Origin of the sequence: Symbioplanes lichenis (genome assembly GCF_030709675.1) — a bacterium.
GTDB classification, from domain to species: Bacteria; Actinomycetota; Actinomycetes; order Mycobacteriales; family Micromonosporaceae; genus Actinoplanes; species Actinoplanes lichenis.
Window position 1 is genome coordinate 531,937 of sequence record NZ_JAUZQD010000004.1, and the last position, 23,156, is coordinate 555,092.

The following is a 23,156-nucleotide window of genomic DNA, read 5'->3' on the forward strand; positions in this document are numbered from 1 at the left end:
CCTTCGCCGACTCGGGACCGCAACGCCGTTCGAATCGGGCGCGCCCGGGGGCATCTGAGTACTTCCCGTCAGCGGCCCTCTCCCCCCGGCCACTGCGGGTCACTCGCGAACTCCTCCGCCTCGCGCAGCACACGCAGCACGTTGCCGCCGGTGACCCGGGCCAGGTCGTCCGCCGACCAGCCGCGGTGGGCCAGTTCGGTCAGCAGGCGCGGATAGCCCGACACGTCCTCCAGCCCAGTGGGCAGCCGGTAACAGCCGTCGTAGTCGCCGCCGAGCCCGACGCTCTCGACCCCCGCGACCTCCCGGATGTGCTCGATGTGCTCGGCGACCTGCGCGATCGTGGCCTCCGGGCGGGGATGGGCGGCGAGCCAGGGCTGGAACGGCTCGGGGAGCTGGTCGCCGTACAGGCCGGGGTTGTTGCCGGTGTCAGGAAGCACCTCGCCGGGGCGCGGCGCGCGCGGCCAGCCGTCGAGCGGGGGCAGCCCGAGCCGGGACCACTCCTCGTCCGCGGCCGCCTCCCACGCCGCCACCTCCGCCGACACGAAGGAAGGCACGAACGTCGCCATGCACACGCCCCGGTTGTCCCGCAACTTGCGCAGCACATCGTCCGGGGCGTTGCGGCGGTGGTCGCTCACCGCGCGCGCCGACGAGTGACTGAAGATCACCGGCGCCCGCGCGACGTCGAGCGCCGCGTGCATGGTGGTGGTCGCCACGTGCGACAGGTCGACCAGCACGCCGATGCGCTGCATCTCCGCCACGACCGCGCGGCCCTCGTCGTTGAGGCCGCCGACCGCGCCCTCCTCGGCCGCCGAGTCGGCCCACGGGGTGTTGTTGTTGTGCGTGAGCGTCACGTAACGCACGCCCAGCCGCGCGAACATCCGCAGCACCCCGAGCGACGACGCGAGGCTGTGCCCGCCCTCGATTCCGATCAGCGACGCGATCTTTCCGGCCCGTTGCGCTTCTCGCACACCGCTTGACGTGTACGCGACCACGAAGTCGTCCGGGTAGGCGGCGGCCATGCGGTGCACGGCGTCCACCTGTTCGAGCGTGGCGACGACGGCTTCCGGCTCGGGCAGGTCGGACGGGACGTACACCGACCAGAACTGGCCCCCCACCCCGCCGGCGCGCAGCCGCGCGATGTCCGTGTGGAAGTCGGCGCTGCGGTCGGTGTCGAGGTTGTCGACCCGGTAGCCCTGGTGGGCGCGCAGCATCATGGGCAGGTCGTTGTGCCCGTCGATCACGGGCGCTGTGCTGAGCGCCGCAGTGACGACATCCGGTACTACGTTCATCGGGCCTCCTCCGGCCGGTCTCTCCCGGTGTCTCTTCCCGGGTGTCTCTCCCCGGGCCTCTCCCCGGGGCCTCTCCCCGGGTGTCTCTCCCCGGGCCTCTCCCCGGGGCCTCTCCCCGAGGTCTCACCCCGGGTGCCTCTCCCCGGTGTCGATCATTATCTGCCTGGCTCGTCGCTGCGGCCTTCCGGTGGTGCGCGGCGTCCGTTTCGCGGGGGAATCGGGCGGCGGAATCCTCAAGTGCCGCCGAAAGTGCCGTCCGCAACCGGTACGCAACCGTCCGGGCACGGAACCCGCACCGGAAAGCCCGGATGGTTTCTCTCATGCCCGGCCGAGACGCGGCCGGACAGCGGGGGGAGAACACATTGCGTCGCTCGAAGCTTGCCAAGTCCGTCACCGCCCTGGCCGCCCTGGCCGCCGGCGCGGGCACCGTGGTCGGCAGCGCGCCGGCCGCCTCGGCGGACACCGGGCCCGAGCTGAAGCTGGCCGCGACCGACGACACGTACGTGTCCAGCGGCCGCAAGGACGGCGTCTTCGGCGCCGAGGGCAAGCTGGCCGTCGGCCGGCTCGACAAGGACACGAAGGTCGGCTTCCTCAAGTTCGCCGTCCCGGCGGGCACGTCCGTCGCCGGCGCGCAGCTGCGCCTGACGACGATCGGCGAGGTCGTCGGCAAGTTCACGCTGAGCCGCGTCGCCGACACGGGCTGGTCCGAGAAGACGCTGACCTCGTCGAACGCGCCGCAGGCCGGGGCCGTCGTCGGCACGCTCACGCCGCGGGTGGACGCCAAGGAGCTGGTCTTCGACCTGGGCGCGACCGTGAACGGGCCGGGCACGTACTCCTTCGCCCTGCAGTCGTCCGCGACCAGTGCCGTGACGCGCTTCCGCTCGGCCGAGAACACGGGCGCGCCGGCGCTGCTGATCTCCACCGCTGCTGCTCCGGCGCCGGTTGTGTCCTCGCCCGCCGCCCCCGCTCCGGTTGAGTCGCCTACCGTTCTGCCCTCGCTGCCCTCCGCCCCGCCCTCTTCCCCGGCCGCCGAGCCGGTGCTGCCCGGGGACGAGACCGTGCCGCCGGCCGTCGACGACGAGGACATGCCGCCGCCCGTGAACTCGGAGTGCGTCACGGGCAAGCTGCTCGTACCCTCCTGCGGGGTGCTCTGGGGGGCCGCCGCCGGCGGCTTCACCGACGCGCCGCGCGACCAGGCCCTGAAGGACTGGGAGAAGCTGTCCGGCCGGACCGCGTCGATCTTCCACACGTACCACAAGGGCGACGAGCCGTTCCCGCTCAAGAGCGAGATCGCCATGGCCCGCGACCCCAAGTCGCCGCGCGTGCTGCTCATGAACTGGAAGATCGCGTACGGCTCCACCTGGGCCAAGGTCGCGAAGGGTGAGCAGGACAAGCGCATCGACGCCTTCGCCGCGCGGGTCAAGGCCGGCTTCGGTGAGAAGTTCTTCCTCGTCCTCAACCACGAGCCCGAGAACGACGTGGTCGCCAAGGCCGGCTCGGGCTGGGAGGCCAAGGACTTCGCCGCCATGTACCGCCACACCATCGAGCGCCTGCGCGCCAAGGGTGTCACCAACGCGATCAACGTCCTCGCCTACATGGGCAACGAGAAGTGGATGGCCCAGTCCTGGTGGAAGGACCTCTACCCGGGCGACGACGTCGTCGACTGGATGGGCCTCGACTCCTACGTCTCCGCCGAGAAGGGCTACTACCACTACGGCATGTTCGGCGACCTGCTCGACCGTCAGCCCACCGGCGGCGGCCAGGGCTGGTACGACTGGGCCAGCACCAAGCACGCCGCGAAGCCGATCATGGTCGCCGAGTGGGGCGTCTACCACCGCGTCAACAAGGTCACCGACAAGACCGCCGGCTTCAAGAGCGTCCTGCCCGAGCTGAAGAAGCGCCCCAACATCAAGGCGATCGTCTACTTCGACACCGCCAAGGACGACGAGGGCGACCGCGACATCAGCATCAACAGCACGCCCGCCAACCTGGCCGCCTTCAAGTCCCTCGCGGCCGACAAGCTCTTCGACGTCACCATCCGCTGACCCGCACGCCGCCGCCGTGCCCTGACCCCGCACCGCCCGATCCCACGAGCCGCCCGGCCCCCCGCCGGGCGGCTCGTGCCGTCTCCGCTCCCGCCCTCTTTTCCTGGCCCGGCCGCTCCCGCCCTTCCCTGGCGCCCTTTCCCCCTGGCCCGGCCGCTCCCGCCCTTCCTCGGCGCCTTTTCTCACTGGCGCCCGGCCGTTTCTGCCCTTCCCCGGCTCCGCTTCCCGCCACTACGCTCCGCCCATGGAAGCGTTGCGCCTCGCCGCCCTCCTGGCCGCAACGATCACGACCGGCCTCATGGCGGGCCTCTTCTACGCCTACTCGATCTCGGTGATGCCCGCCCTCCGCCACACCGGCGCCGCCACCCTGGTCGAGGTCATGCAACGCATCAACCGCGCCATCCTCAACCCCTGGTTCGTCCTCGCCTTCGCCGGCGCCCTCGTCACCGGCCTCGCCGCCGCCGTCCTCACCCTCCTCGACGGCAACCCCGCCGTCTGGACGCCCGCTGTGGCAGCCCTCCTCCTCTACGCCGCCCAGCTCGCCATCACCGCCACCGTCAACATCCCCCTCAACAACGCCCTGGACGCAGCCGGCCCCCACACCCCCGACGAGACCCGAGCCGCCTTCGAAACCCGCTGGGTCCGCTGGAACACCGCCCGCACCTGGCTCACCACAGCCTCCTTCGCCGGCTGGGCCTGGTCCCTCCTGGCCGTCTGACCATCCGCGACCTATGTGGAGCCAACGGCGAAGCTCACAGCCCCGCGTCGACGACCGTCGCGCGACATCCCACCGCAACCACACCCAGTCGCCGACAGCACGCAGATGTCGCCGCGCCCCGCCCAAGGCGCCCACCTCGTGCAGAGCGCCCCGGGCCACAGCGCTCACCCAAGACCGACGCCGTGCAGAGCGCCCGGCGACAAGGCTCAGGCGAGACCGGCGTCGTGGACGAGCAGCGCGATCTGTACCCGGTTGTTGAGCCCGAGCTTGTCGAGCAGCCGCGACACGTGCGCCTTCACGGTCGCCACGCTCATGAACAGGTCGGCCGAGATCTCCGCGTTGGACTTGCCCTGCCCGACCGCGAGCGCCACCTCCCTCTCCCGGTCGCTCAGCCCGTCGAGCGCCGCGAGCGCCTGCTTCCGCGCCGGGGCGGGATCCGTCAGGTGAGTGATCAGCCGCCGCGTCACGGTCGGGGACAACATCGCCTCCCCCGCCGCCACCCGCCGCACCGCGTTGACGATGTCGGCCGGCGGCGTGTCCTTGAGCAGGAACCCGCCGGCCCCGGCCCGCAGCGCCCGCAACACGTATTCGTCCACATCGAACGTCGTCAGCACGATCACTTCCGGCGCCCCGGCCCGCGCCCGCAGCGCCTGCGTCGCCACCAGCCCGTCCACCCGGGGCATCCGGATGTCCATCAGCACCACGTCCGGCCGGTGCGCCGCCACCGCGTCCGGCACCTCCGCCCCGTCGGCGGCCTCCCCCACCACCTCGACGTCCACGGCCCCCGACAGAATCATGCTGAGCCCGGCCCGCACCAGCGCATCGTCGTCCGCGATCAGCACCCGGATCGCCCGCCCCGGACCGGCCGCGCCGCCACCAGCCCCAACCCCGCCGGCCCCGCCACCGCTCGCCCCGACCCCGCCGGCCGCACGCCCCCACTGCGCCTCGGTCATCCTCGCCCCCGCCCTCGGATCCGGTCGCGCGTCATGACGGACCCTGCTCCCACGGAAGGTGCGCCTCCAGGAGGAAACCACCGGCCGCGTCGCCGGAGTGGCGCAGGCTCCCGCCCGCGAGCTCGGCGCGCTCCTGCAGCCCGATGAGTCCGGTGCCCGTGCCCGGCATGGCCGGCGCCGCCCGGCCGACCGCCGCCGGATTGCGGAGCCGCACGGTCAACCCGTCGGCGGGCGCCCCGGTCACGGCCACGCTCACCAGCGTGCCCGGCGCATGCTTACGGGCGTTGGTCAGTCCTTCCTGCACGATCCGGTAGGCCGTCCGGCCCACCCCCGCGGGAATGTCGCCCGCCTCCCGCACCTCGAGCGTCAGGTCGACCTTGGCCCCCGCGCGGCGTGACTCGTCGACGAGGGCGGGCAGGTCACCGAGCGTGGGCTGGGGCCGCTCCCCGCCGCTGCCGTCGCCGGGCTCGCGGAGCACGCCGATGACGAACCGCAGATCGTTCATGATCTCGTGCGCGGTGCTCCGGATGACTCGGGCGGCGGCCGTGACCTCCGGCCTCACGTCGCCGCCCTGGGCGACCTCGAGGCCACCCGCGTGCAGGCTGAGCAACGTGATGCGGTGGGCGAGGACGTCGTGCATCTCGCGGGCGATGCGATTGCGCTCCAAGGCCCGGGCGCGCTCCACCCGGGCCTGCTGCTCCGCCTCGGCCCGCTCCGCCCGGTCGCGCAGCGAGACGACCAGCTCGCGGCGGGCGCGGATGAACATGCCGCAGAGCACCAGCACGCTGGACGCCCCGATGCCCCACGCCAGGGACTGGACATAGGGCGTGTCGCGCTCGGGGCGCAGTGCGTAGAAGATCGCATTGGACGTGACGCTGCCCGCCAGGAACAGGATCGTCGTGACGAAGCGCCGATGGATCACCACGGTGAGCATGGCGACCAGACCGGCGAAGGCGAGAGTCACCGAGAAGGTGCCGAGCACGAGCATCGACACGCCGATGACGACCGGCCAGCGGCGCCGCCACCACAAGGCACCGGCACACGCCACCCCGACGGCCAGGTCGGCCCACACCAGCCAGGACGGCGTGCCGGCCCACTGCTGGACGAACTCCGGCCTGGCGCGCAGCAGATCGATCGCGGCGATGACGGCCCAGCCGAGGGCCAGCACGAAGCAGAGCGTGTCGACCAGCCAGTCACGCATGGTGCGCGTCGGCGATCCTGCCGCCGGGTTGTCCCGCAGGGCCGGCGGCAGCAGCACACTGTATTCATCAGTGTGCCCGGCACCGCCGATGCCGCCCCGCTGTGCGCCAAGCACACCGCGCGAACGATCGACAGCCCCGCTCCGGAGCGGCCCGGCCGCTGTTGCTTCCCCCATGGCCGCCATCGTAGGTCGGGTCCACGGCCGCGAACACCGACCAAAGTAGGTGCCACCACCTACCAAGGAGGGGGTGCGGCACCTACCTTAGGCCGCTGTGGAGGACCCCGTCCCGGGTGCAGGCTCGGGGACATGATTTCGGCAGAGCACCTGAGCAAGCGGTACGGGTCCCACCCGGCCGTGGACGACGTGTCGTTCACGTGCGAGCCCGGCACGGTCACGGGCTTCCTGGGTCCCAACGGGGCGGGCAAGTCCACCACCATGCGCATGATCTGCGGCCTCACGCCGCCCACGGCCGGCCGGGCGACCGTCGACGACCGGGCCTACCGGCGCCTCGGCAACCCCGGGCGGCGGATCGGTGTGCTGCTCGACGCCTCCGCGCAACATCCCGGGCGTACGGGCAGAGAGGTGTTGACCTTGGCCGCCCTCACCATGGGCGTGCCGCGGCAGCAGGTCGACGCCGGCCTGGAGCGCGTGGGTCTCAACAAGACAGCCGCGAAGCGCCGCGTGAAGGCCTATTCGCTCGGCATGCGGCAGCGGCTGGGCCTGGCATACGCGCTGCTCGGCGACCCGGGCATCCTCATCCTCGACGAGCCGGCCAACGGGCTCGACCCCGAGGGCATCTTCTGGATGCGCGGCCTGCTGCGCGACTTCGCCGACCGGGGCGGCACCGTGCTGCTCTCCTCCCACCTGCTGCGCGAGGTCGAGGCCGTCGCGGACAAGCTGGTCGTGATCGGCGGCGGCCGGATCGTCGCCCAGGGTGACAAGGCGGAGCTGCTGGCCGCCTCGGGCACGGTGGTGAAGGCGCTCGACATGCCCGCCCTGCGCGCCGCGCTGGAGCGCGCCGGCCTGACCGGCACGGAGACGGCCGACGGGGGCGTCGTCGTGCAGGCCGACGCGGAGGTCATCGGACGGGCGGCGGCGGAGGCCCGCCTCGTCCTGCTGGAGCTGCGGCCCGCGGACAGCGGCGGGCTGGAGCAGATGTTCCTGACGCTGACCGCAGGCGAGACGGTGAAGGAGGTCGTGCGATGACCGCGGTGCAGACCCGGCAGCAGGCGGCGGAGGAGTCCGGGCGACCGGCCACGACGCACCATGTGACGAAGATTCCCTTGACCCGGCTGACGCTCGTCGAGCTGCGCAAGCTGGCCGACACGCGTTCCGGCTTCTGGCTGCTCGTGGTCATCGGGGTGGCGTCCGCCGGCACCGCGGCGATCCTGCTGAGCGCGGCACCGGCCGAGGAGCAGCGCTTCTTCGACCTGCTCAGCTTCGGGCTGGCGCCGGCGACGGTGCTGCTGCCGGTGCTGGGCGTGCTGTCGATGACCAGCGAGTGGTCCCAGCGGACGGCGCTGGCCACCTTCACGCTGGTGCCCGAGCGCGGCCGGGTGATCGCGGCGAAGCTCCTGGCCGGCGTCCTGATCGCCGTCGCGGCGGTGGTGGCGGCGGTCGCGCTGTCCGCGGTGGCCAACCTGATCGCGATCGGCATCGGCGGCGACGGCAGCTGGCACGTCACCGCCGACCAGCTCGGCCGGCTCCTGCTCAACCAGGTCATCTTCCTGCTCATGGGCGCGGGCTTCGGGGCGTTGCTGATGAACTCGCCGCTGGCGATCGTCCTCTACTTCGCGTTGCCGACGGTCTGGTCGATCCTCGGCGAGATGATCAAACCGCTGTCGACGGCGGCCGGCTGGGCGGACCTCAACATCACCGCCACCCCGCTGAGCGAGCCGACGATGACCAGCGGCCAGTGGGCCCGGTTCGGCGTCAGTGTCGCCATCTGGGTGGTGCTGCCACTGATCCTCGGCACGCTGCGGACCCTGCGCCGGGAAGTGTCCTGACCGATGCCCCACCACACCGGGCACGACCGGTCCGGCTCGCGAGGCCGGACCGGTCGGCCCCGCCACCCGCGGCTAGGCTGGATGCATGCCTATCGGAGCGCAGCCACGAGGACGGCGCGGCACCGTCGAGGAGCCGTACAGTCCGCTGAACCTGCGGTTGATCTTCGCCGCGTTCGGGTTCGTGGTGTGCTCGGTGCTGGCCGTGCTGCTGCTGCGCGGTGGCTGGACCGTGCCCGGCTGGCTGCTGGCGGCCTGGGCGGTGGTGGCAGCCGGCGACATCGTGGTGATCCAGCTGCGGCGCCGGGCCCGAGCCCGGAGCGCGGCGGGGCAGGATCATTCGCTGTTCGAGTAGGCTCCGACCAATGCCCGCGTAACGGTCTTTCCGGGCAGCCGCTGCGAGTAGCGTCGAAGGTCGTGCGCTCCTGCCTCGCTGCTCTTCTCGTGCTCGGTGTCATCGCGCCGCCCGCCGCCGCGGCGCCACCCTCACCTGCGCATCCTCCGCAGGCGAAGCTCGCCGACACCCGGGAGCCGCGGCACAAGGTCTTCGGGACGGACCGGCTCGGTCTCCGACCGAAATCACGGATCCAGGCGCGGACAAGCGCGATCGCTGCGGAGACGCCCGCCCTCGGGACGGTCCGGCAGTGGCTCGGGCTCAACGACGTCGAGGGCGACCTCTACCGCAAGGACTACACGTTGCGGGCGGTCGGCCGGCACATCGAGGTCTGGGTGGCGAACGACACCTCCTTCCCCGCGGGCGACTGCCGGCCGCGAGCGTCGACCGAGATCACGGACACCCAGGTCGCCGATCTGGTGCGCGAGTTCGACGGGACGATCTACCCGAAGGAGACGGTGGCGTTCAGCACGCCACGGGACCGCGACGGGACGGATCCGCTGCTCGGCGGCGATTTCACGGGCGCCGGCGACCGTACGGTGACCTTGGTCGACAACGTGCGGGACGACAACTACTTCCACTTCCCGGCCGCCCCGACGTACGTGGCGGGGTTCTTCTCGGCGCAGATCAACGAGCTGGTCGACCGGAACGTGATGACGATCGACGCGTACGACTGGCGGCACCGCAGCGGGGCCACGCCGCCCGACGAGCCGACCGACGACCTGTGCACGAGCCGGCCGGCGCGACCGCGGATGTACGAGGGGACGTTCGCGCACGAGTGGCAGCACCTGCTGCAGAGCTACACGGACCCCGGCGAGGTGCCGTGGGTCAACGAGGGGCTGTCCGACTACGCGCAGACGCTGGTCGGATACGTCGACCCGAGCGCCACGGTCCACCATCCGGGTGCGGACGCTCACCTGGTGTGCTTCCAGGGGTTCGCCGTGGTGCGGACCACCTTCAACGCGAACCCGCGCGACTGCGGCGGCCCCCAGGGCTCGCTGAACCTGTGGGAGGAGGGCGAGCCGTCCGAGGTGCTCGCCGACTACGGGCACGTGTACCAGTTCATGCTCTATCTGCGCGATCGCTTCGGCGCCGAGGCGCTGTCACGGCTGCACCGGGACGGCGAGCACCAGGGACTGGCCGGCGTGCGCGCCGCGCTCGGCGACACCGATGTGTATGACGTTCTGCACGATTTCCGCACGATGAGCCTCGTGGACAAGGTCGCCGGGGAGGCGCGAGGCGCCACGGTGGGCGTACCCCGGGAAAAAGTCGTCGCGGAAAGCCTGCGCGCGACGGTCAACCTGGACAACCCGGCTGCCTACGACCGGCCGGGCGCGGCGCCGAACGGCGCCGACTATGTGCGCCTGCGGGACGCTCGCGGCCGTGGGTGGCAGGGCTCCGAGCTGCGATCGGTACGTTTCACCGGCGCGCCGACGCTGCCCCCGCAGCCATTGGGCTGGACCGTGCGCGACGGCGCCCTGTGGTCCGGCGACGGCAACAAGGCCGACACCGCCGCGATCGTGCCCGTGGACGTGCCGGCGAGCAACCCCACACTGCGACTGCGTTCCCGGTACGGGGCGGAGCTCGGCTACGACTACGGGTACGTGACCGTGTCGGTGGACGGCGGCCGCACTTACACGCCCGTGGCCGGTGACCGGACGGAGACGGGGCCGCTCGGGCCGGGCGTGACCGGGGACAGCGGCGGCTTGGTCGAGCTCGAGTACGACCTCTCCGCGTACGCGGGTCGCAGCATCCTGCTCGGCTTCCGATACGTGAGCGACGCGGCGGTCGACGAGGGCGGATGGTACATCGACGACGTGCGGCTGGGCGACCGGCTCATCAGCGACGGCTCGACACTGCGCGGTCTCCGGTCGCCGACGCAGATCGTGCCGATCGAGGTGCACGCGTGGGACGTGCGCCTGGTCGGCATCGACGCGGCGGCGGGCCGGGTCCGGCAGGTGCCGGTCGCGCGCTTCGGTGAGCTGCGCGACTATCCGAAGGTCGTCGCGATCGTGGGCTACGACGAGCCGACGGAGCAGGTCCGCCAGTACGCCCCGTACACCCTGACCGTGAACGGCGTCCTCCAGCCGGGCGGTTCCTGAGCCCCCCGGATCCTCGACTCTCCGCTGTCCCGGCGCCCGCGCCGCTTGACGTCCAGCACTCCACGATGCCGGGCGGTCCGCAGCCGCCCCGGGATATCGACTCTCCGCTGTCCCGGCGCCCGTGGCGCCTGGCGTCCAGCGCTTCACGACCCCGGGCGGATCATGAAACACCCCGGAACCTCGACTCTCCACAGTCCCGGCGCCCGCGCCGCTTGACGTCCGGCGCTGCTCGGCCCTGGGCGGTCTCCACGCACTCGGTGAAGCGGATGGCGCGAGCGGTTCTCTACGCGCGGTGGCGCGGCGGACCGTTCAGGCCGGGGGCAGCAGGGCGTAGATCAGCGCCGGTGAACCCGTGCCGCCGCGGACGATCTGGCCGCCGCACAGGACGTACGCGCCGGTTGTGGGCAGTGCCTCCAGGTTGGCCAGGCATTCCAGGCTGATGCGATGCTCCTGGTGGACGAGCCGCGACACCTCGAAGCTGTCATCGGTCCCCAGGTCCGGGCCGAACGTGTCCGTGCCCGTGCCGCCGCGCCGGCCCAGCCGGCCCGTCTCGATCAGCCACCGCACCGCGTCCGGCGCGAAGCCGGGCTGGTGCATGACGCCGGCGGCATCGCGCGCGTAGTAGTCCTCCGTGCCCCAGCGCCGGTCCCATCCTGTCCAGAGCACGACCACCGACTCGTCCGGGATGCGGCCGTGGTCGCTCTCCCAGGCTTGCAGGTCGGCGGCGGTGACCGCGTGATCGGGGTCGGCGGCGCACCGGTCCCGGACGTCGATCTTCACGGCGGGCCGGCACAGGTCGGTCACGTCGAGGTCGTCGGCCAGGGCGGCGCCCGGTGTGAAGTGGCCGGGCGCGCCCCAGTGCGTGCCCGTGTGCTCGCCCATGCGGATCGTGCGCAGCAGGAAGCCGTCGTCCGCCACGGTCGTGACCTCGACGGGCGGGTCGCCCGGGTAGAGGCTGACCGTGGCGGGGTCGAGCACGTGCGACAGGCTGGCCAGGCGAGGCGTCACCGTTACGCGAAGACCTCGGTGAGGAAGCCGGTGAGCCGCTGCCAGCTGCGCGCGTCGGCCTTCGGGCGGTAGGGCGGGATGCCGGGCAGCGTGAACGCGTGCGGCGCCCCCGAGTAGGTGACGACCTCGAAGTCGACGTCCGCCGCGCGCAGCTCGTTCTCGAAGGCGATGACGTTGTCGTCCGGCACGACGGGGTCGGCGGCGCCGGTGAGGATCAGCAGGGGCGCCTTGATCTGCTTGGCGTCGCTGGGGTCGTGCACGACGAGACCGCCGTGGAACGAGGCCACACCGCGCAGGTCCGCCCCGGTCCGGGAGAACTCGAGCGCTGCGGAGCCGCCGAAGCAGTAGCCGATGACGACCACGCGCGAGGCGTCGACCCGGGGGTCGGCGATCGCCTTGTCATAGCCGGCCTGGACACGGGCGCGCAGCAGCGGCAGGTTGCCGTAGTACTTCCCGGCCTCGGCGGCGGGCGCCTCCTCACCCTCGGGGCGGATGCCCTTGCCGTAGACGTCCACGGCGAACGCCGCATAGCCCAGGCGGGCCAGCATCTGGGCGCGGGCCTTCGGGTACTCCCGGAGGCCGGTCCAGTCGTGCACCACGAGGACGAGCGGCTTGGGATCGGTGATGGCGGCGTCGTGGGTGAAATAGCCCTCGAGCGCGGTGCCCTCGTGGTCGTAGTCGACGGTCTCTTCCTCGATGCGTGCCCCTGCACCGGCGGGGACGGAGTCGAGGAGGGTCTGGTGCTCAGCGGAGAAAGTCGTCACCCCCGCAGGCTAGCGCGTCGAAGATCGCGCCGGCCCGTCCTCCACACGTTGACAGTGTCACATTGACAGTGTCACCATGGTCGGCGTGTGGACGATGGACGACCTTCTGACCCGGGTGCACCGGGCGCTCGCGGCGGAATATCCCGGGGCGCCCAACGGCCGGGTTCGCGAGCTGCCCGACCGCCGGGCCGTCCGGTGGTACACGACGACCGGCCTGGTCGACCGCCCCTCCGGGATGCGCGGGCGCAACGCTGTCTACGGGCGGCGGCACCTGCTGCAGATCGTCGCGGTGAAACGCCGTCAGGCCGAGGGCCGCTCGCTCGCGGAGATCCAGGCGGAGCTGGCCGGGGCCACCGACGACGAGTTGTCCGCTGTGGCGCGCGTGCCGGAGTCCCTGCTCAACGGCACACCCTCAGCGGTGGACGCCGCGCCGGCCCGCCCGCGTTTCTGGGCCGCCACGCCGGCCGCCCTCCCGCCGCCCGCGCCTCCCGCTCCGCTCGTGTCCGCGCAGCCTGCGCCCGCGGCGCCGGAGTTATCCACAGGCTTGCGGGAGCTCGGTGGCATCGCGCTGGGCGGCGGGGCCATTCTGGTCCTCCCCACCCGCCCCGGCGAATCCGATCTGGAGGCAATAGCCGACGCTGCCCAGCCCCTGCTGACTCTGCTCGCCGCACGTGGACTGCTCATCGATGGGAGCCCCGCATGACCCTCACCGTCACCCCGATGGCGCCGGCCGAGGCCGACCGCCTTCACCGCCTGCCCGACGGCGGCCTGGGCGCCCTGCGCACCGACCGCGGCAACCTCCCCCTGGACCGGCTCGACGTCCGAGCCACGATCACGGGACTGGTCGCCCGCACCGTCATCACCACCGAGTTCGTCAACGCCCACGACACCGCGCTGGAGGCGACCTATGTCTTCCCGCTGCCCGACAGGGCTGCCGTCACGCGGATGACCCTCTCCGCCGACGGGCGCACCGTCGAGGCCGAGCTGCGCGAGCGCGGCGAGGCCCGGGAGACTTACGATCAGGCGCTCCGGGAGGGCAAGCGCGCCGCCATCGCGGAGGAGGATCGGCCGGACGTCTTCACGATGCGCGCGGGCAACATCCCGCCGGGCGAGCGCGTCGCCGTCGAGCTGACCTTGGTCACCCCGCTGGCCTGGGAGGACGACGCGGCGACCTTCCGATTCCCGCTCGTGGTGGCGCCCCGCTACATCCCCGGCACGCCGCTCCCGGGCGAGCAGAGCGGTGACGGCCAGGTGCTCGACACCGACGTGGTGCCCGATGCCTCACGCATCACGCCACCGGTGCTGCTGCCCGGCTTCCCCAACCCGCTGCGGCTCTCGATCGGCGTCGACATCGACGCGGCGGGCCTGCCGCTCGGCGAGGTGCGGTCCAGCCTGCACACCGTCGTCACCGAGGGCAACCACATCGAGATCACCCCCGGCGACCGCGCCGACCGCGACTTCGTGCTGCGCCTGCCGTTCGCGGGGGACGGCAGCGGGGCCGTGTTCGCACCGGCGGGCGACGCCTCGGCGTACCAGCTGGTGGTTCTGCCTCCCGCCGCCGGCACCGCGCCGCACCGGCCCAAGGACGTGGTCCTGCTCCTCGACCGCTCGGGCAGCATGGCCGGCTGGAAGATGGTCGCCGCCCGCCGCGCCGCGGCCCGGGTCGTGGACACGCTCACGGCGGCGGACAGGTTCGCGGTGCTGACGTTCGACCACAGTGTCGATCATCCGGACGATCTGGGCCCCGGCCTGTCCGACGCCACCGACCGGCATCGGTTCCGGGCGGTCGAGCACCTGGCCGGTGTGAATGCTCGCGGCGGCACGGAGCTGCTGGCGCCGCTGCGCTCGGGGCTGCAGCTTCTCACCGCCGCCGAGGGCCGTGACCGGGTGCTGGTCCTCGTCACCGACGGCCAGGTCGGCAACGAGGATCACATTCTCGGCGAGGTGACAGCGCTCGCCGCCGGCATCCGCATCCACGCCGTCGGCATCGACCGGGCCGTCAACGCCGGCTTCCTCGGCCGTCTCGCCGCGATCGGCGCGGGGCGCTGCGAGCTGGTCGAGAGCGAGGACCGCCTGGACGAGGCGATGGACCAGATCCACCAGCGCATCAGCTCGCCCCTCGTCACCGGGATCACCGTCGACGGGGTCGCGCCGGGCCGGCCGCAGGCGCTCTATCCGGGCGTGCCGCTGGTGTTGTTCGGCCATCACACGGGCGCGGTGCCCGCGTCGCTGACCGTGCGCGGGCTGACCGCGAACGAGGAGGAGTTCCGGGTCGAGGTGCCGGTCCGGGCCGCCGACGAGCCCGCCATCGCCGCCCAGTGGGCGCGGGGACGCATCCGCGAGCTGGAGGACGCGTACGCGGCGGGCGACCACAGTGTCGAGCCGGAGATCCTCCGGGTGTCGCTGACACACGGGGTCCTGTCCCGTTTCACCGCGTTCGTCGCGGTGGACAGCCGCGTCGTCAACGAGGGCGGCAAGGTGAAGAAGGTGACACAGCCGGTGGAGGCGCCGTCGGGGTGGGCGATGTTCGACCCGCCGGCTCCGGTGATGGGCCGGGCGGCAGGCTTCGCGGGGGCCACCTTCCTGAGCGCGGTGCCGCCCGCGCCGGCGGGAGCGCCGATGCTCCGCGCCATGGGCCCGCAGCTGGCCCGGGGACGCACCGGCGGCGCCGGCCGACCCGGTCCGGCCCGCTCGCCGCGCGTGCCGGGAGCGGCGGACACACCGATGGCGGGCAGCCCGCCGCCGCCCGCTCCGCCGGTCGCCGGCACCCCCGCCGCTGGGTCCGGGCACATCGCGGATGACGACACGGCCGCCATGAGCCCCTCAGCAGCCGTGGGGAGCCCCGAGTCAGCAGGCGCGACGGGTGCCCCCGCTTCGGCAGGCTTGACGGGTGCTCCGGAGGCGGCGGGTCCGCCCGATGTGAGCGGCGCGGCTGCTCCGGTGCCCTACGACGGCCTCACCAACCGGCCGTGGCAGCCGGCCGGTCCGCCACGGCCCGCACCGGCGGCGGACCCGCTGCACGACCTCGCGGCCATCGTCCGCACTGAGGCGGAGCGGCTGCGCGCGGCCGACGGGCGGCCCGTTGCGGAACGGCGCATTATGCTCGCCGACCTCGGCACCCGCCTGAGTGCCCTGGTGAGCGGGCGGACTGATCCGAGGCTGACACCCGTGCGGGCCGCCCTCGAAACGATCGCCACCATGCGCGACGTGGCCGCGGCTTGGCGGAGCGTGCTGGCGAGGCTGGACGAGTTCGTGGCGACCGCCGAGGGCTCGGCTTCCGGAGCACCGCAGCCGCCTACCCCGGGGACACCGCGGCCACCCGTGGTGCCGCCGATCCCGGGGACGGCTCAGCCGGTCGGGCCGTCCGCTCCGGGGACGCCTCCGCCACCCGGTGAGGCACCTCCGGTCGGGACGCCGCAGCCTCCTGCCGGGCCGCCGGCGCCGGGGGTGCCGCAACCGCCGGTCGCGCCCGAGACGCCGGAGAAGCCGCGGCGGAAGCCCTTCTGGAAGTAATGGGACCTCATGGGGCCGGCCTCGGAGCCACAACGCGGCGGTGGCTCGTCGTCAGAGCGACGGCGAGCCACCGGAGACACTGGCCGGGAGGTCAGCGCTGCATGCGCACGGTGAGCGGGACGGTCACGAGGCGTGAAGCGTGGTTGTTCACGAGCCGAGGAGCGTGGTTGCTCACGGGGCGGTGAGCGGCGCGGTCAAGCCGTCCGGCGAGGTGCGGGGCGTGAGCCGGGACGCAGCCGGGACCGGGGCAGGGAAGCCGAGCACGGCGAGTTCGCCGCGGACCTGGTTGCCGGCTTCGCAATCCTCGGTGCAGTTGGTCGGCGGGTTGGCGACCTCCGTGGCGTCCTCCCCCGTGACCATGCCGAGGCGGCCGCCGGAGGCCACGTCCCAGATGCTCGTGGCGCCGCAGTGGTCGCGGGTTTCGGAGAGGCCGAGAGTGTTGGTGAAGTCCGGGCCGCAGGAGGCCTGCGGGATGCGCGTGGCCACCTGGGCGCTGTCGCGCAGGATCAGCTTCGGGGCGGTGTCGCTGCCGATGTTGACCCGGGGGCTGACCCGGACGCAGGCGTCGCCGGCCGGGCCGGTCGCGGGGCTGGTGCAACCGGAGCCGAGGAACTGGCCGAGGTTGGCGCGGAAGTTCGGGTTGTCGTAGTAGAAGGTGGAGTCGGCGAGCGTGTGCACGATGCGGGTCCGGGTGCCGTCGCCGCGCTCGACCTCCATCTGGAAGATGCCGCCCTGGGCGCAGTCCTTGGCCTGGATCTTCATGCTGAGCCCGGACGGGCCGGTGCGGGAGATGGTCATGTCCTCGTCCCGCAGTTCGAGGCTGATCGAGCCGGCGAGCGCCAGGCCGCGGTGGTCGGGCACCTTGCTCACATAGACCGGGGTGAGCCGGCCACCGGTCATGTCGCCCCGGTTGGCGGCGCCGGTGAAGGCGTAGTCGTAGATGGCGAAGGAGGCCGGATCGATCGTGAACTTGGTGTACTTGCCCTGGACGGCGAACCGGGCGGCGGGCGCGGCGACCGTGCCCCGGAAGCGGTCCTTGGTCCCCGTCTTGCCGAGCACCGTGTAACTGCCGCCGTCACAGAACTTGGAGCTGGCCGCGGAGGCGGCGGTGGGTGCGGTGATCGCGACCAGCGGGACGGCGGCGAACAGGGCGGCTGCGACGCTCAAGGAGCGGAGTTTCGACATGCCGGTGACTTTCCGGTGTGGACGCCTAAACCGGAGTTAGTTGATGGTTAAAGCAGTCCTAAGATCATGAACGTTCGGAGGGCTTCGGGCCGGGCGCGGAACCGGTACCGTCCGCAAGGACGCGGGGTGAGACGCGGGGTGAAAGGCAGGAATGACGCAGCAGGACGACGACGGGCGCGGGCTCGGGGACGGCGACGGGGATCCGTTGCTGGTCCGGCCGTACGTGCTGGACGAGGCGCCTCGGCCGTCCGGTGCGACGTGGCCGTCGCCGCCGCCCGCTACGGTCGCCGATCCGTCTGTGCCGCTGCCGGCCGTCGGAGTGAAGCCGGCCCGGACGCGTCACCGGCGCCGGGTGCTCGTGCTCGGGGCGCTGGCGGCCGCCGTCGTCGGGGCGGCCGGGCTGGTCGGGCTCGGCGCGGTGCTGCGGGGCGACGAGCCGGGCGCGCCCCGGGCGTACACGGATGTGAGCCTGCCGCCGTGGTCCCGCGCCACGTCCGGGAAGCCGCCCGCGTCCGACGGGCCGACCGCCACCCGGGCGGGCGGCGACCCCGGCGCCACGGTCACTGGTGGTGGGCAAGACGCTCCGACGGGTACGGCGACACGTCGACCGGATCCGTCCGCGTCGGCCCCGGCGGGGAACGTCCCGTCCAGCGCGGCGACGAGCGCGCCCGCCACGCCGGGGGCATCGAGTGCGCCGGCGGTGGCTCCGAGTGTGGCGCCGGTCGACCGTACGGGGACGATCATCGGCCCGGGTGGGCTGTGCCTCGACCTCAACGGTGGCGTGTCGGTGGACGGCAATCATGTGCAGGTCTTCGGTTGCAACGGCACGGCCGCGCAAGTGTGGACCGTCAGCACCGACGGCACACTGCGCGTCACGGGCAAGTGCGCGCAGGCGGCCCGCGACGACGAGGTACGCATCGACGACTGCGGCCAGCGGCGTTCGGGAGCCCGGTGGCAGGCGGGCGCGGGCGGCACACTGGTGAACGCGGTCTCGGGCGAGTGCCTGACCGACCGGTCGAACGGCGCGCGGCAAGGCGCGGGCGTCCGGCTCGACCGCTGCACGGGCGGGGCGAACCAACAGTGGCGCCTGCCCTGAGGCAACCGCCGCGCAGCCGCACCAGAACGGCAGCCGGCCTCTCCTGAGGACCACCGCCACACAGCCGCACCAGAGCAGCAGCCGGCCTCTCCTGACGACGACCGCCGCACGGGCGCAGCTGAACAGCAGCCGGCTCCGCTGACAACCGCCGCCACGGGGGCGCAGCGGAACAGCAGCGGCGCCCATCGACTGTCAGGCGCGGTGACGGCACCGCTAGGCAAGGTGATGGCGACGCGAGGCGAGGTGGTGGCGCTATCAGGAGCCCAATGGGGGCGGGTCCGGTGCGCCTCAGGCTGTCTTGGCTACTGGCGGTCCGGCGACTTTCCGACCATCACGGCGCGGGATCTTCGTGCTGCGCGGGCTCGGGTGGCAGCACCAGATACGCCGGCCGCAGGATCTCGGGCAGCGTACGCCCGGCGTACCTCAACGGCGGAGCGTCGAGCTGATCGAGCAGCAGGTCGGGCCGGGCTGCGCCGAGCGGCGGGGCCGGGTCACCGCCCGGGGCACCCCAGAAGTCGGCGAAGTCACCGAGAGTCGCGTCGGCCGGCGGCGGTGCCGACGGGGTTTCGGCGGCGGGGACGCGGAGTTCGGTGAGTTGGGTGAGGAGTTCCTCGCGGCTGCGGCCCCGCCAGGCGAAGACGCCGAACGGGTCCGTCTCGAACGACTCGGCCAGGGCGTAGCACGTGGCGGCGAGGTGGACGCAGGGCATCGGCCAGCGTTCGCAGGTGCAGTCCAGGGCGACTTCGTCGAGGGAGAGCGGCAGCAACGTGAGCCCCTCGGCCTGGAAGACGGTTTCGATGCCCGGGGGCATGCGGCCGGCCAGGAGGTCGGCGGTGTAGCGGGCCTGGGTGGCGAGCGCCGCCTCGACCCGGGCCCACTCGGCGGCTCCGAAGGCGCGGACGGCGATGCGGGCGCGGAAGGGGCGAGCGTCGTCGGGGCCTCGTACCTGGGCAATGACGAGGCTGCTGGAGATCGAGAGGTTGCGGACGTGCCCGGCGCGCGCGTCCCGGCGGCCCCGGGCGAAGGTCGGCGCCATGCGCAACGCCTCGAACATGGCCACGAACGGCCCCGAGAAACGCTCGGTCACGACCGCCTCCCCCGCGACGCGACCCCAACCGGCAAAGAGAACGACACGAGTGGCCGGAACCAGCGGAACGAAGACTGCATGCTGCGAGACGAAGACCCCGAGCAGCGGAACGGCCGGCCGAGGCGGGACACGGGCGACGGGTCAGTCACTGACGGCCTCCGGGGCGAGACGCGCGAGATCGTACAGCTCATCGGTCGACAGGGTCGTCAGCCAGCCCTCACCGTTGCCGACGACGCGCTCGGCGAGGGCACCCTTGCCCGTGATCAGCTGATCGATGCGTTCCTCGAGGGTGCCCAGGCAGACGAGGGTGTGGACCTGGACGTCGCGGCGCTGGCCGATGCGGAAGGCGCGATCGGTGGCCTGGGCCTCGGTGGCCGGGTTCCACCAGCGGTCGACGTGGACGACGTGGTTGGCGGCCGTCAGGTTGAGACCGGTGCCGCCGGCCTTGAGCGACAGGACGAAGATGCCCGGCCGGTCGTCGCCCTGGAACGCGGCCACCGTCTCGTCGCGGGCGCGCCGGCTGGTGCCACCGTGCAGGTAGCGCACCGGCACTCCGAACCGGGCGGCCAGGTGCGGCACCAGCATCGAGCCGAAGCGCGTGAACTGCGTGAAGCACAACACGCTCTCCCCCGCCCCGAGCGCGGCGTCGAGGATCTCCTCGAGACGTTCGAGCTTGCCGGAGCGGCCGGGCAGCGGCGAGCCGTCGCCCAGCACCTGGGCCGGATGGTTGCAGACCTGTTTGAGTTTGGTCATGGCGGAGAGAACGATGCCTTTGCGACGGGTCTCGTTCGTGTGCTTCAGCCGGCCGCGCATGTCATCCAGCACCGCCTGATAGAGCGTCGCCTGCTCAGCGGTCAGTCCGCACAGGTGCCGCGTCTGGCGTTTGACGGGCAGGTCGTCGAGCACGGCCGGGTCCGACTTGACGCGGCGCAGCAGGAAGGGCCGGGTCGCTTGACGCAGGCGGGAGGCGGCGTCCTCGTCGGCGTACCTCTCGATGGGCACCGCGAAGCGGTTGCGGAAGGTGTGCGGGCCGCCGAAGAGACCCGGGTTGACGAAGTCCAGGATGGACCAGAGCTCGGCCAGCCTGTTCTCGACCGGGGTGCCCGTGAGGGCGATCCGGGTCCGGGCGTCGAAGCGCCGCACCGCCCGCGCCGCCTCCGACGCGCTGTTCTTGACGTGTTGCGCCTCGTCCAGCACGACGCGGTCCCACGTGATCGTGGCGAGCTCGTCGGCGTCGCGCGTCGCCGTCGCGTACGTGGTCAGCACCAGGTCGGCGCCCTCCGCCAGCCCGCCGGGCTCCGGCCGATCGGCGCCGTGCAGCACGCGCACGCGCAGGCCGGGGGCGAAACGCTCAGCCTCGCGCTGCCAGTTGCCCAGCACCGACAGCGGGCAGATCAGCAGCGTGGGCCCCGTGCGCCGATGCAGCAGCAACGCGAGCAGCTGCACCGTCTTGCCGAGCCCCATGTCGTCGGCGAGACACGCGCCCAGCCCCAGACCGTCGAGAAAGGCCAACCACGAAAAGCCCCTCCGCTGGTACGCCCGGAGCACGCCGGTCAGCCCGTCCGGCGCGTCGAGCAGCTCGAGCCGCTCCCCCAGCCGCCCCGACAGAAGGTCAGCCACCCAGCCACTGCCGTGCACCTCGGCCACGGGCAACGGCAGCTCCTCGGGCGGCAGCAGCCGCACCAGCCGCAACGCCTCCCCGGCCGTCATCGTGCCGCCGCCCCGCCGCAGGAAATCGAGTCCCGCCCGCAGCCGCTCCCCGTCCAGGAACACCCACCGCCCCCGCAACCGCACCAGCGGCACCTTGGCGTGGGCGAGCTCGGTCAACTCCCGCTCGCTGAGCACCTGCCCGCCGAGCGCGAGCCCCCACTGATAACGCACGATGGTGGCCAGGTCCGCGGCTTCGTCGCGCAGGACGGGCGCGGCGAATTCCGGCGTACGCACGTCGAGCGCGAGCCCCAGCCGCAGCGGCTCCCGCCACCAGGCAGGCAGCAGCACCCCGTAGCCGGCTTGCTCGAGAAGCTCGGCGTGCTGGAGAAAACCGTACGCCCCGGCGGTGTCGAGCACCAACTCCGTCGGCCGCGCGTGACTCAACGCCACGTCAAGCCCCGCGTACAGCCGAGCCGCCCGCCCCAGCCCCGCCAGCAACCGCTCCTGAGGCCGATACGTCCACCGCCGCAACGGCGCCGCCGAGTCCCGCCACACCGCCTCGGCCGGCACGAGCAGGCTCGGCTCGTCGACCGGCTGCAGCAGGAACTCGAGCAGCCAGGCGTCCGCCCGCTCGCCCGCCCCCGGCTCCGGCTCCGGCTCCGGCTCCGGCTCCGGCTCCGGCAACGACGAAGGACCGGGCGCAGTAGTGACGGGGGCGGCGGGCGCAGTAGCGGGAGCGGCGACGGCGGCGGGGCGGTGCATGCTCGTGGCGTCGGGCTCGTCGAGGTCGTCGTCCGGCTCGTCGATGCGGCTGAGCCGGAACACGACTCGCACCGAGGCGCCGCTGCTCGCCTCGCTGTGCCACTCGTCGAGCGCGGCGGCGACAGTGTCGAGGTCGACCGGGGCGGTGTCGAGGGAACCATCGTCGCTGGTGAGGGCGGCGAGCCAGGGGGTGCCGGCGAGGGTGGTTCCGGCTTCGGCGAGGCGGGTGCGCACGAGGCCGTCGACCAGCAGTTCGAGGGCGGCGTGCAGGGCATCGGGGGCGGGGAGGCCGGCGACGTCGCCGGGGCGGGTGCGTTCGGCGCGGACGGCGGCGGGCATGCGGTCGAGGAGGTCGGCGTGGCGGGCGGCGTCGGCGCCGGTGAGGACGGGCCGCCAGAAGGCGCGCGTGCCATCGGGACGCAGGGCGGGCAGCACCCGGCCGCGGGCGACCAGGCCGGCCGCGAATTCGCACAGTCGGGCGAGATAAACGAACGACGGCGCGGGGCGCATCCCCAGCTCGTCGGCCAGCTCCCCGGTGACGAACGGCACCCGCACCGCCGGCACCGTCCACGCCCGCCAGCGCGGCGTCCCCCGGCGCGGCGGAAGCCCCAGCACAGGCGACGGCAACGGCCCCGCGGTGGTCGACGGCAGCACCAGCGTCGCGGCTCGCGCGCCTCCGTCCACGGCGAAGGCGGACGGATGCGCACCCCGGGGAGTTCGCCCCCGCACGGCGGCCGAGCCTGAGACCGACGAGCCTGAGCCCGACGAGCTTGAGCCTGACGAGCTTGAGCCCGGCGCGACCGGCAGATCTGGAACCGGCGAGACCGAGCTGAGGGTGACCGGTGAGCCTGGGAACGAGGCGTCCGGGACCGGCGAGACCGAGCTGGGACTGACCGGCGAGCCTGGGAACGAGGCGTCCGGGACCGGCGAGACCGCGTCCGGCGAGGCCGCATCCGGCGACGACGTCGGGAGGGATGCGGTCGGCGCGGCTTCGCCCCACAGGGCGAGGGTGCCGTCGCGGGAGATGAAGCCGTGGAGCACGGTGACTTCGGCTTCTGGGCGGTCGGGCGTGCCGGGGAAGGGTGTCACTCGGCCCTCCAGAGGGGTTTCACTCGGCGCTCCAGAGGGGTGTCACTCGATGCTCCAGACGATCGCCGGCGGGCGGATGCGGGCGGCCACCGGCAGGTTTTCCGCGTCGGTCAGGCCCAGACGTCCGATCAGCACGGCGTTGCCCTCGTGGGCTGCCCGGAGGAGGTCGCCCGGTACGTCGCCGAACATCAGCTTGGCTCGCCGGAAGCCGGCGAAGTCGGCCGCACCGATCGAAGCCGCGCCCGAGGAAGCCGCGCCGCCGCCACGCGCGCCACCGCCAAGCACGCCGCCGCCACC

At 72.9% G+C, this 23,156-nt stretch carries 18 protein-coding genes; 9 read left to right on the forward strand and 9 right to left on the reverse strand.

Going from position 1 to position 23,156, the window contains the following annotated elements; translation table 11 throughout:
• Positions 1 to 68: 68 nt before the first annotated feature.
• Positions 69 to 1,289 carry a dipeptidase gene (locus RAN62_RS12670; RefSeq protein WP_305784769.1) on the reverse strand — a complete coding sequence of 407 codons (1,221 nt, stop codon included), beginning with the start codon at positions 1,287 to 1,289 and terminating at the stop codon, positions 69 to 71.
• A 362-nt stretch (positions 1,290 to 1,651) separates the two neighbouring features.
• On the opposite strand from RAN62_RS12670, the gene RAN62_RS12675 reads away from it, so the two are divergent.
• Together RAN62_RS12675 and RAN62_RS12680 are read left to right on the forward strand one after the other, a co-directional pair.
• A complete protein-coding gene (locus RAN62_RS12675) occupies positions 1,652 to 3,334 on the forward strand; it encodes a CBM96 family carbohydrate-binding protein (protein WP_305784770.1) in 1,683 nt (560 codons plus the stop codon).
• A 244-nt stretch (positions 3,335 to 3,578) separates the two neighbouring features.
• On the forward strand, positions 3,579 to 4,052 hold the full coding sequence (locus RAN62_RS12680) for an anthrone oxygenase family protein (RefSeq protein ID WP_305784771.1): 474 nt from the start codon (positions 3,579 to 3,581) through the stop codon (positions 4,050 to 4,052).
• A gap of 206 nt (positions 4,053 to 4,258) precedes the next feature.
• Here RAN62_RS12680 and RAN62_RS12685 read toward each other — a convergent pair whose 3' ends face one another.
• Entirely contained in the window at positions 4,259 to 5,005 is a 747-nt protein-coding gene (locus tag RAN62_RS12685) for a response regulator (protein WP_305784772.1), read from the reverse strand.
• Between the two features lie 31 nt (positions 5,006 to 5,036).
• The gene (locus RAN62_RS12690) at positions 5,037 to 6,263 is read right to left on the reverse strand and encodes a histidine kinase (RefSeq protein WP_305784773.1); all 1,227 of its coding nucleotides are present in this window, start codon (positions 6,261 to 6,263) and stop codon (positions 5,037 to 5,039) included.
• A 249-nt stretch (positions 6,264 to 6,512) separates the two neighbouring features.
• On the opposite strand from RAN62_RS12690, the gene RAN62_RS12695 reads away from it, so the two are divergent.
• The 4 genes from RAN62_RS12695 (at position 6,513) to RAN62_RS12710 (ending at position 10,705) form a co-directional block, all read left to right on the forward strand.
• Positions 6,513 to 7,412: an ABC transporter ATP-binding protein gene (locus tag RAN62_RS12695; protein WP_305784774.1), complete on the forward strand. Its 900-nt coding sequence runs from the start codon at positions 6,513 to 6,515 to the stop codon at positions 7,410 to 7,412.
• Entirely contained in the window at positions 7,409 to 8,212 is an 804-nt protein-coding gene (locus RAN62_RS12700; protein ID WP_305784775.1) for an ABC transporter permease, read from the forward strand. Before RAN62_RS12695 ends, RAN62_RS12700 begins: the two co-directional genes overlap by 4 nt.
• Before the next feature lie 85 nt (positions 8,213 to 8,297).
• Positions 8,298 to 8,564 carry a hypothetical protein gene (locus tag RAN62_RS12705; protein WP_305784776.1) on the forward strand — a complete coding sequence of 89 codons (267 nt, stop codon included), beginning with the start codon at positions 8,298 to 8,300 and terminating at the stop codon, positions 8,562 to 8,564.
• Positions 8,565 to 8,626: 62 nt separating this feature from the next.
• A complete protein-coding gene (locus tag RAN62_RS12710; RefSeq protein ID WP_305784777.1) occupies positions 8,627 to 10,705 on the forward strand; it encodes a M6 family metallopeptidase in 2,079 nt (692 codons plus the stop codon).
• A gap of 309 nt (positions 10,706 to 11,014) precedes the next feature.
• On the opposite strand, the gene RAN62_RS12715 is transcribed toward RAN62_RS12710, so the two are convergent.
• Positions 11,015 to 11,713 carry a cyclase family protein gene (locus tag RAN62_RS12715; RefSeq protein ID WP_305784778.1) on the reverse strand — a complete coding sequence of 233 codons (699 nt, stop codon included), beginning with the start codon at positions 11,711 to 11,713 and terminating at the stop codon, positions 11,015 to 11,017.
• A 2-nt stretch (positions 11,714 to 11,715) separates the two neighbouring features.
• Positions 11,716 to 12,477 (reverse strand): dienelactone hydrolase family protein, encoded by a 762-nt coding sequence (locus tag RAN62_RS12720; protein WP_305784779.1) that lies wholly within the window; start codon positions 12,475 to 12,477, stop codon positions 11,716 to 11,718.
• A 76-nt stretch (positions 12,478 to 12,553) separates the two neighbouring features.
• On the opposite strand from RAN62_RS12720, the gene RAN62_RS12725 reads away from it, so the two are divergent.
• A complete protein-coding gene (locus RAN62_RS12725; RefSeq protein WP_305784780.1) occupies positions 12,554 to 13,180 on the forward strand; it encodes a MerR family transcriptional regulator in 627 nt (208 codons plus the stop codon).
• On the forward strand, positions 13,177 to 15,990 hold the full coding sequence (locus RAN62_RS12730) for a VIT domain-containing protein (protein ID WP_305784781.1): 2,814 nt from the start codon (positions 13,177 to 13,179) through the stop codon (positions 15,988 to 15,990). Before RAN62_RS12725 ends, RAN62_RS12730 begins: the two co-directional genes overlap by 4 nt.
• Positions 15,991 to 16,161: 171 nt before the next feature.
• Here RAN62_RS12730 and RAN62_RS12735 read toward each other — a convergent pair whose 3' ends face one another.
• Positions 16,162 to 17,157, reverse strand: coding sequence for a hypothetical protein (locus RAN62_RS12735; protein ID WP_305784782.1), 996 nt, complete (start codon positions 17,155 to 17,157; stop codon positions 16,162 to 16,164).
• A 169-nt stretch (positions 17,158 to 17,326) separates the two neighbouring features.
• Between RAN62_RS12735 and RAN62_RS12740 the strand changes: the two genes are divergently transcribed.
• The gene (locus RAN62_RS12740) at positions 17,327 to 18,271 is read left to right on the forward strand and encodes a ricin-type beta-trefoil lectin domain protein (RefSeq protein WP_305784783.1); all 945 of its coding nucleotides are present in this window, start codon (positions 17,327 to 17,329) and stop codon (positions 18,269 to 18,271) included.
• Between the two features lie 331 nt (positions 18,272 to 18,602).
• Here the strand turns inward: RAN62_RS12740 and RAN62_RS12745 are convergent, their stop codons facing one another.
• The 3 genes from RAN62_RS12745 to RAN62_RS12755 all read right to left on the reverse strand — a co-directional run.
• Positions 18,603 to 19,358, reverse strand: coding sequence for an SWIM zinc finger family protein (locus RAN62_RS12745; RefSeq protein ID WP_305784784.1), 756 nt, complete (start codon positions 19,356 to 19,358; stop codon positions 18,603 to 18,605).
• A 141-nt stretch (positions 19,359 to 19,499) separates the two neighbouring features.
• Positions 19,500 to 22,499, reverse strand: coding sequence for a DEAD/DEAH box helicase (locus RAN62_RS12750; RefSeq protein ID WP_305784785.1), 3,000 nt, complete (start codon positions 22,497 to 22,499; stop codon positions 19,500 to 19,502).
• 402 nt (positions 22,500 to 22,901) lie between these two features.
• The coding region (locus RAN62_RS12755) for a DUF5990 family protein (RefSeq protein ID WP_305784786.1) at positions 22,902 to 23,156 on the reverse strand (255 nt) is incomplete at its 5' end.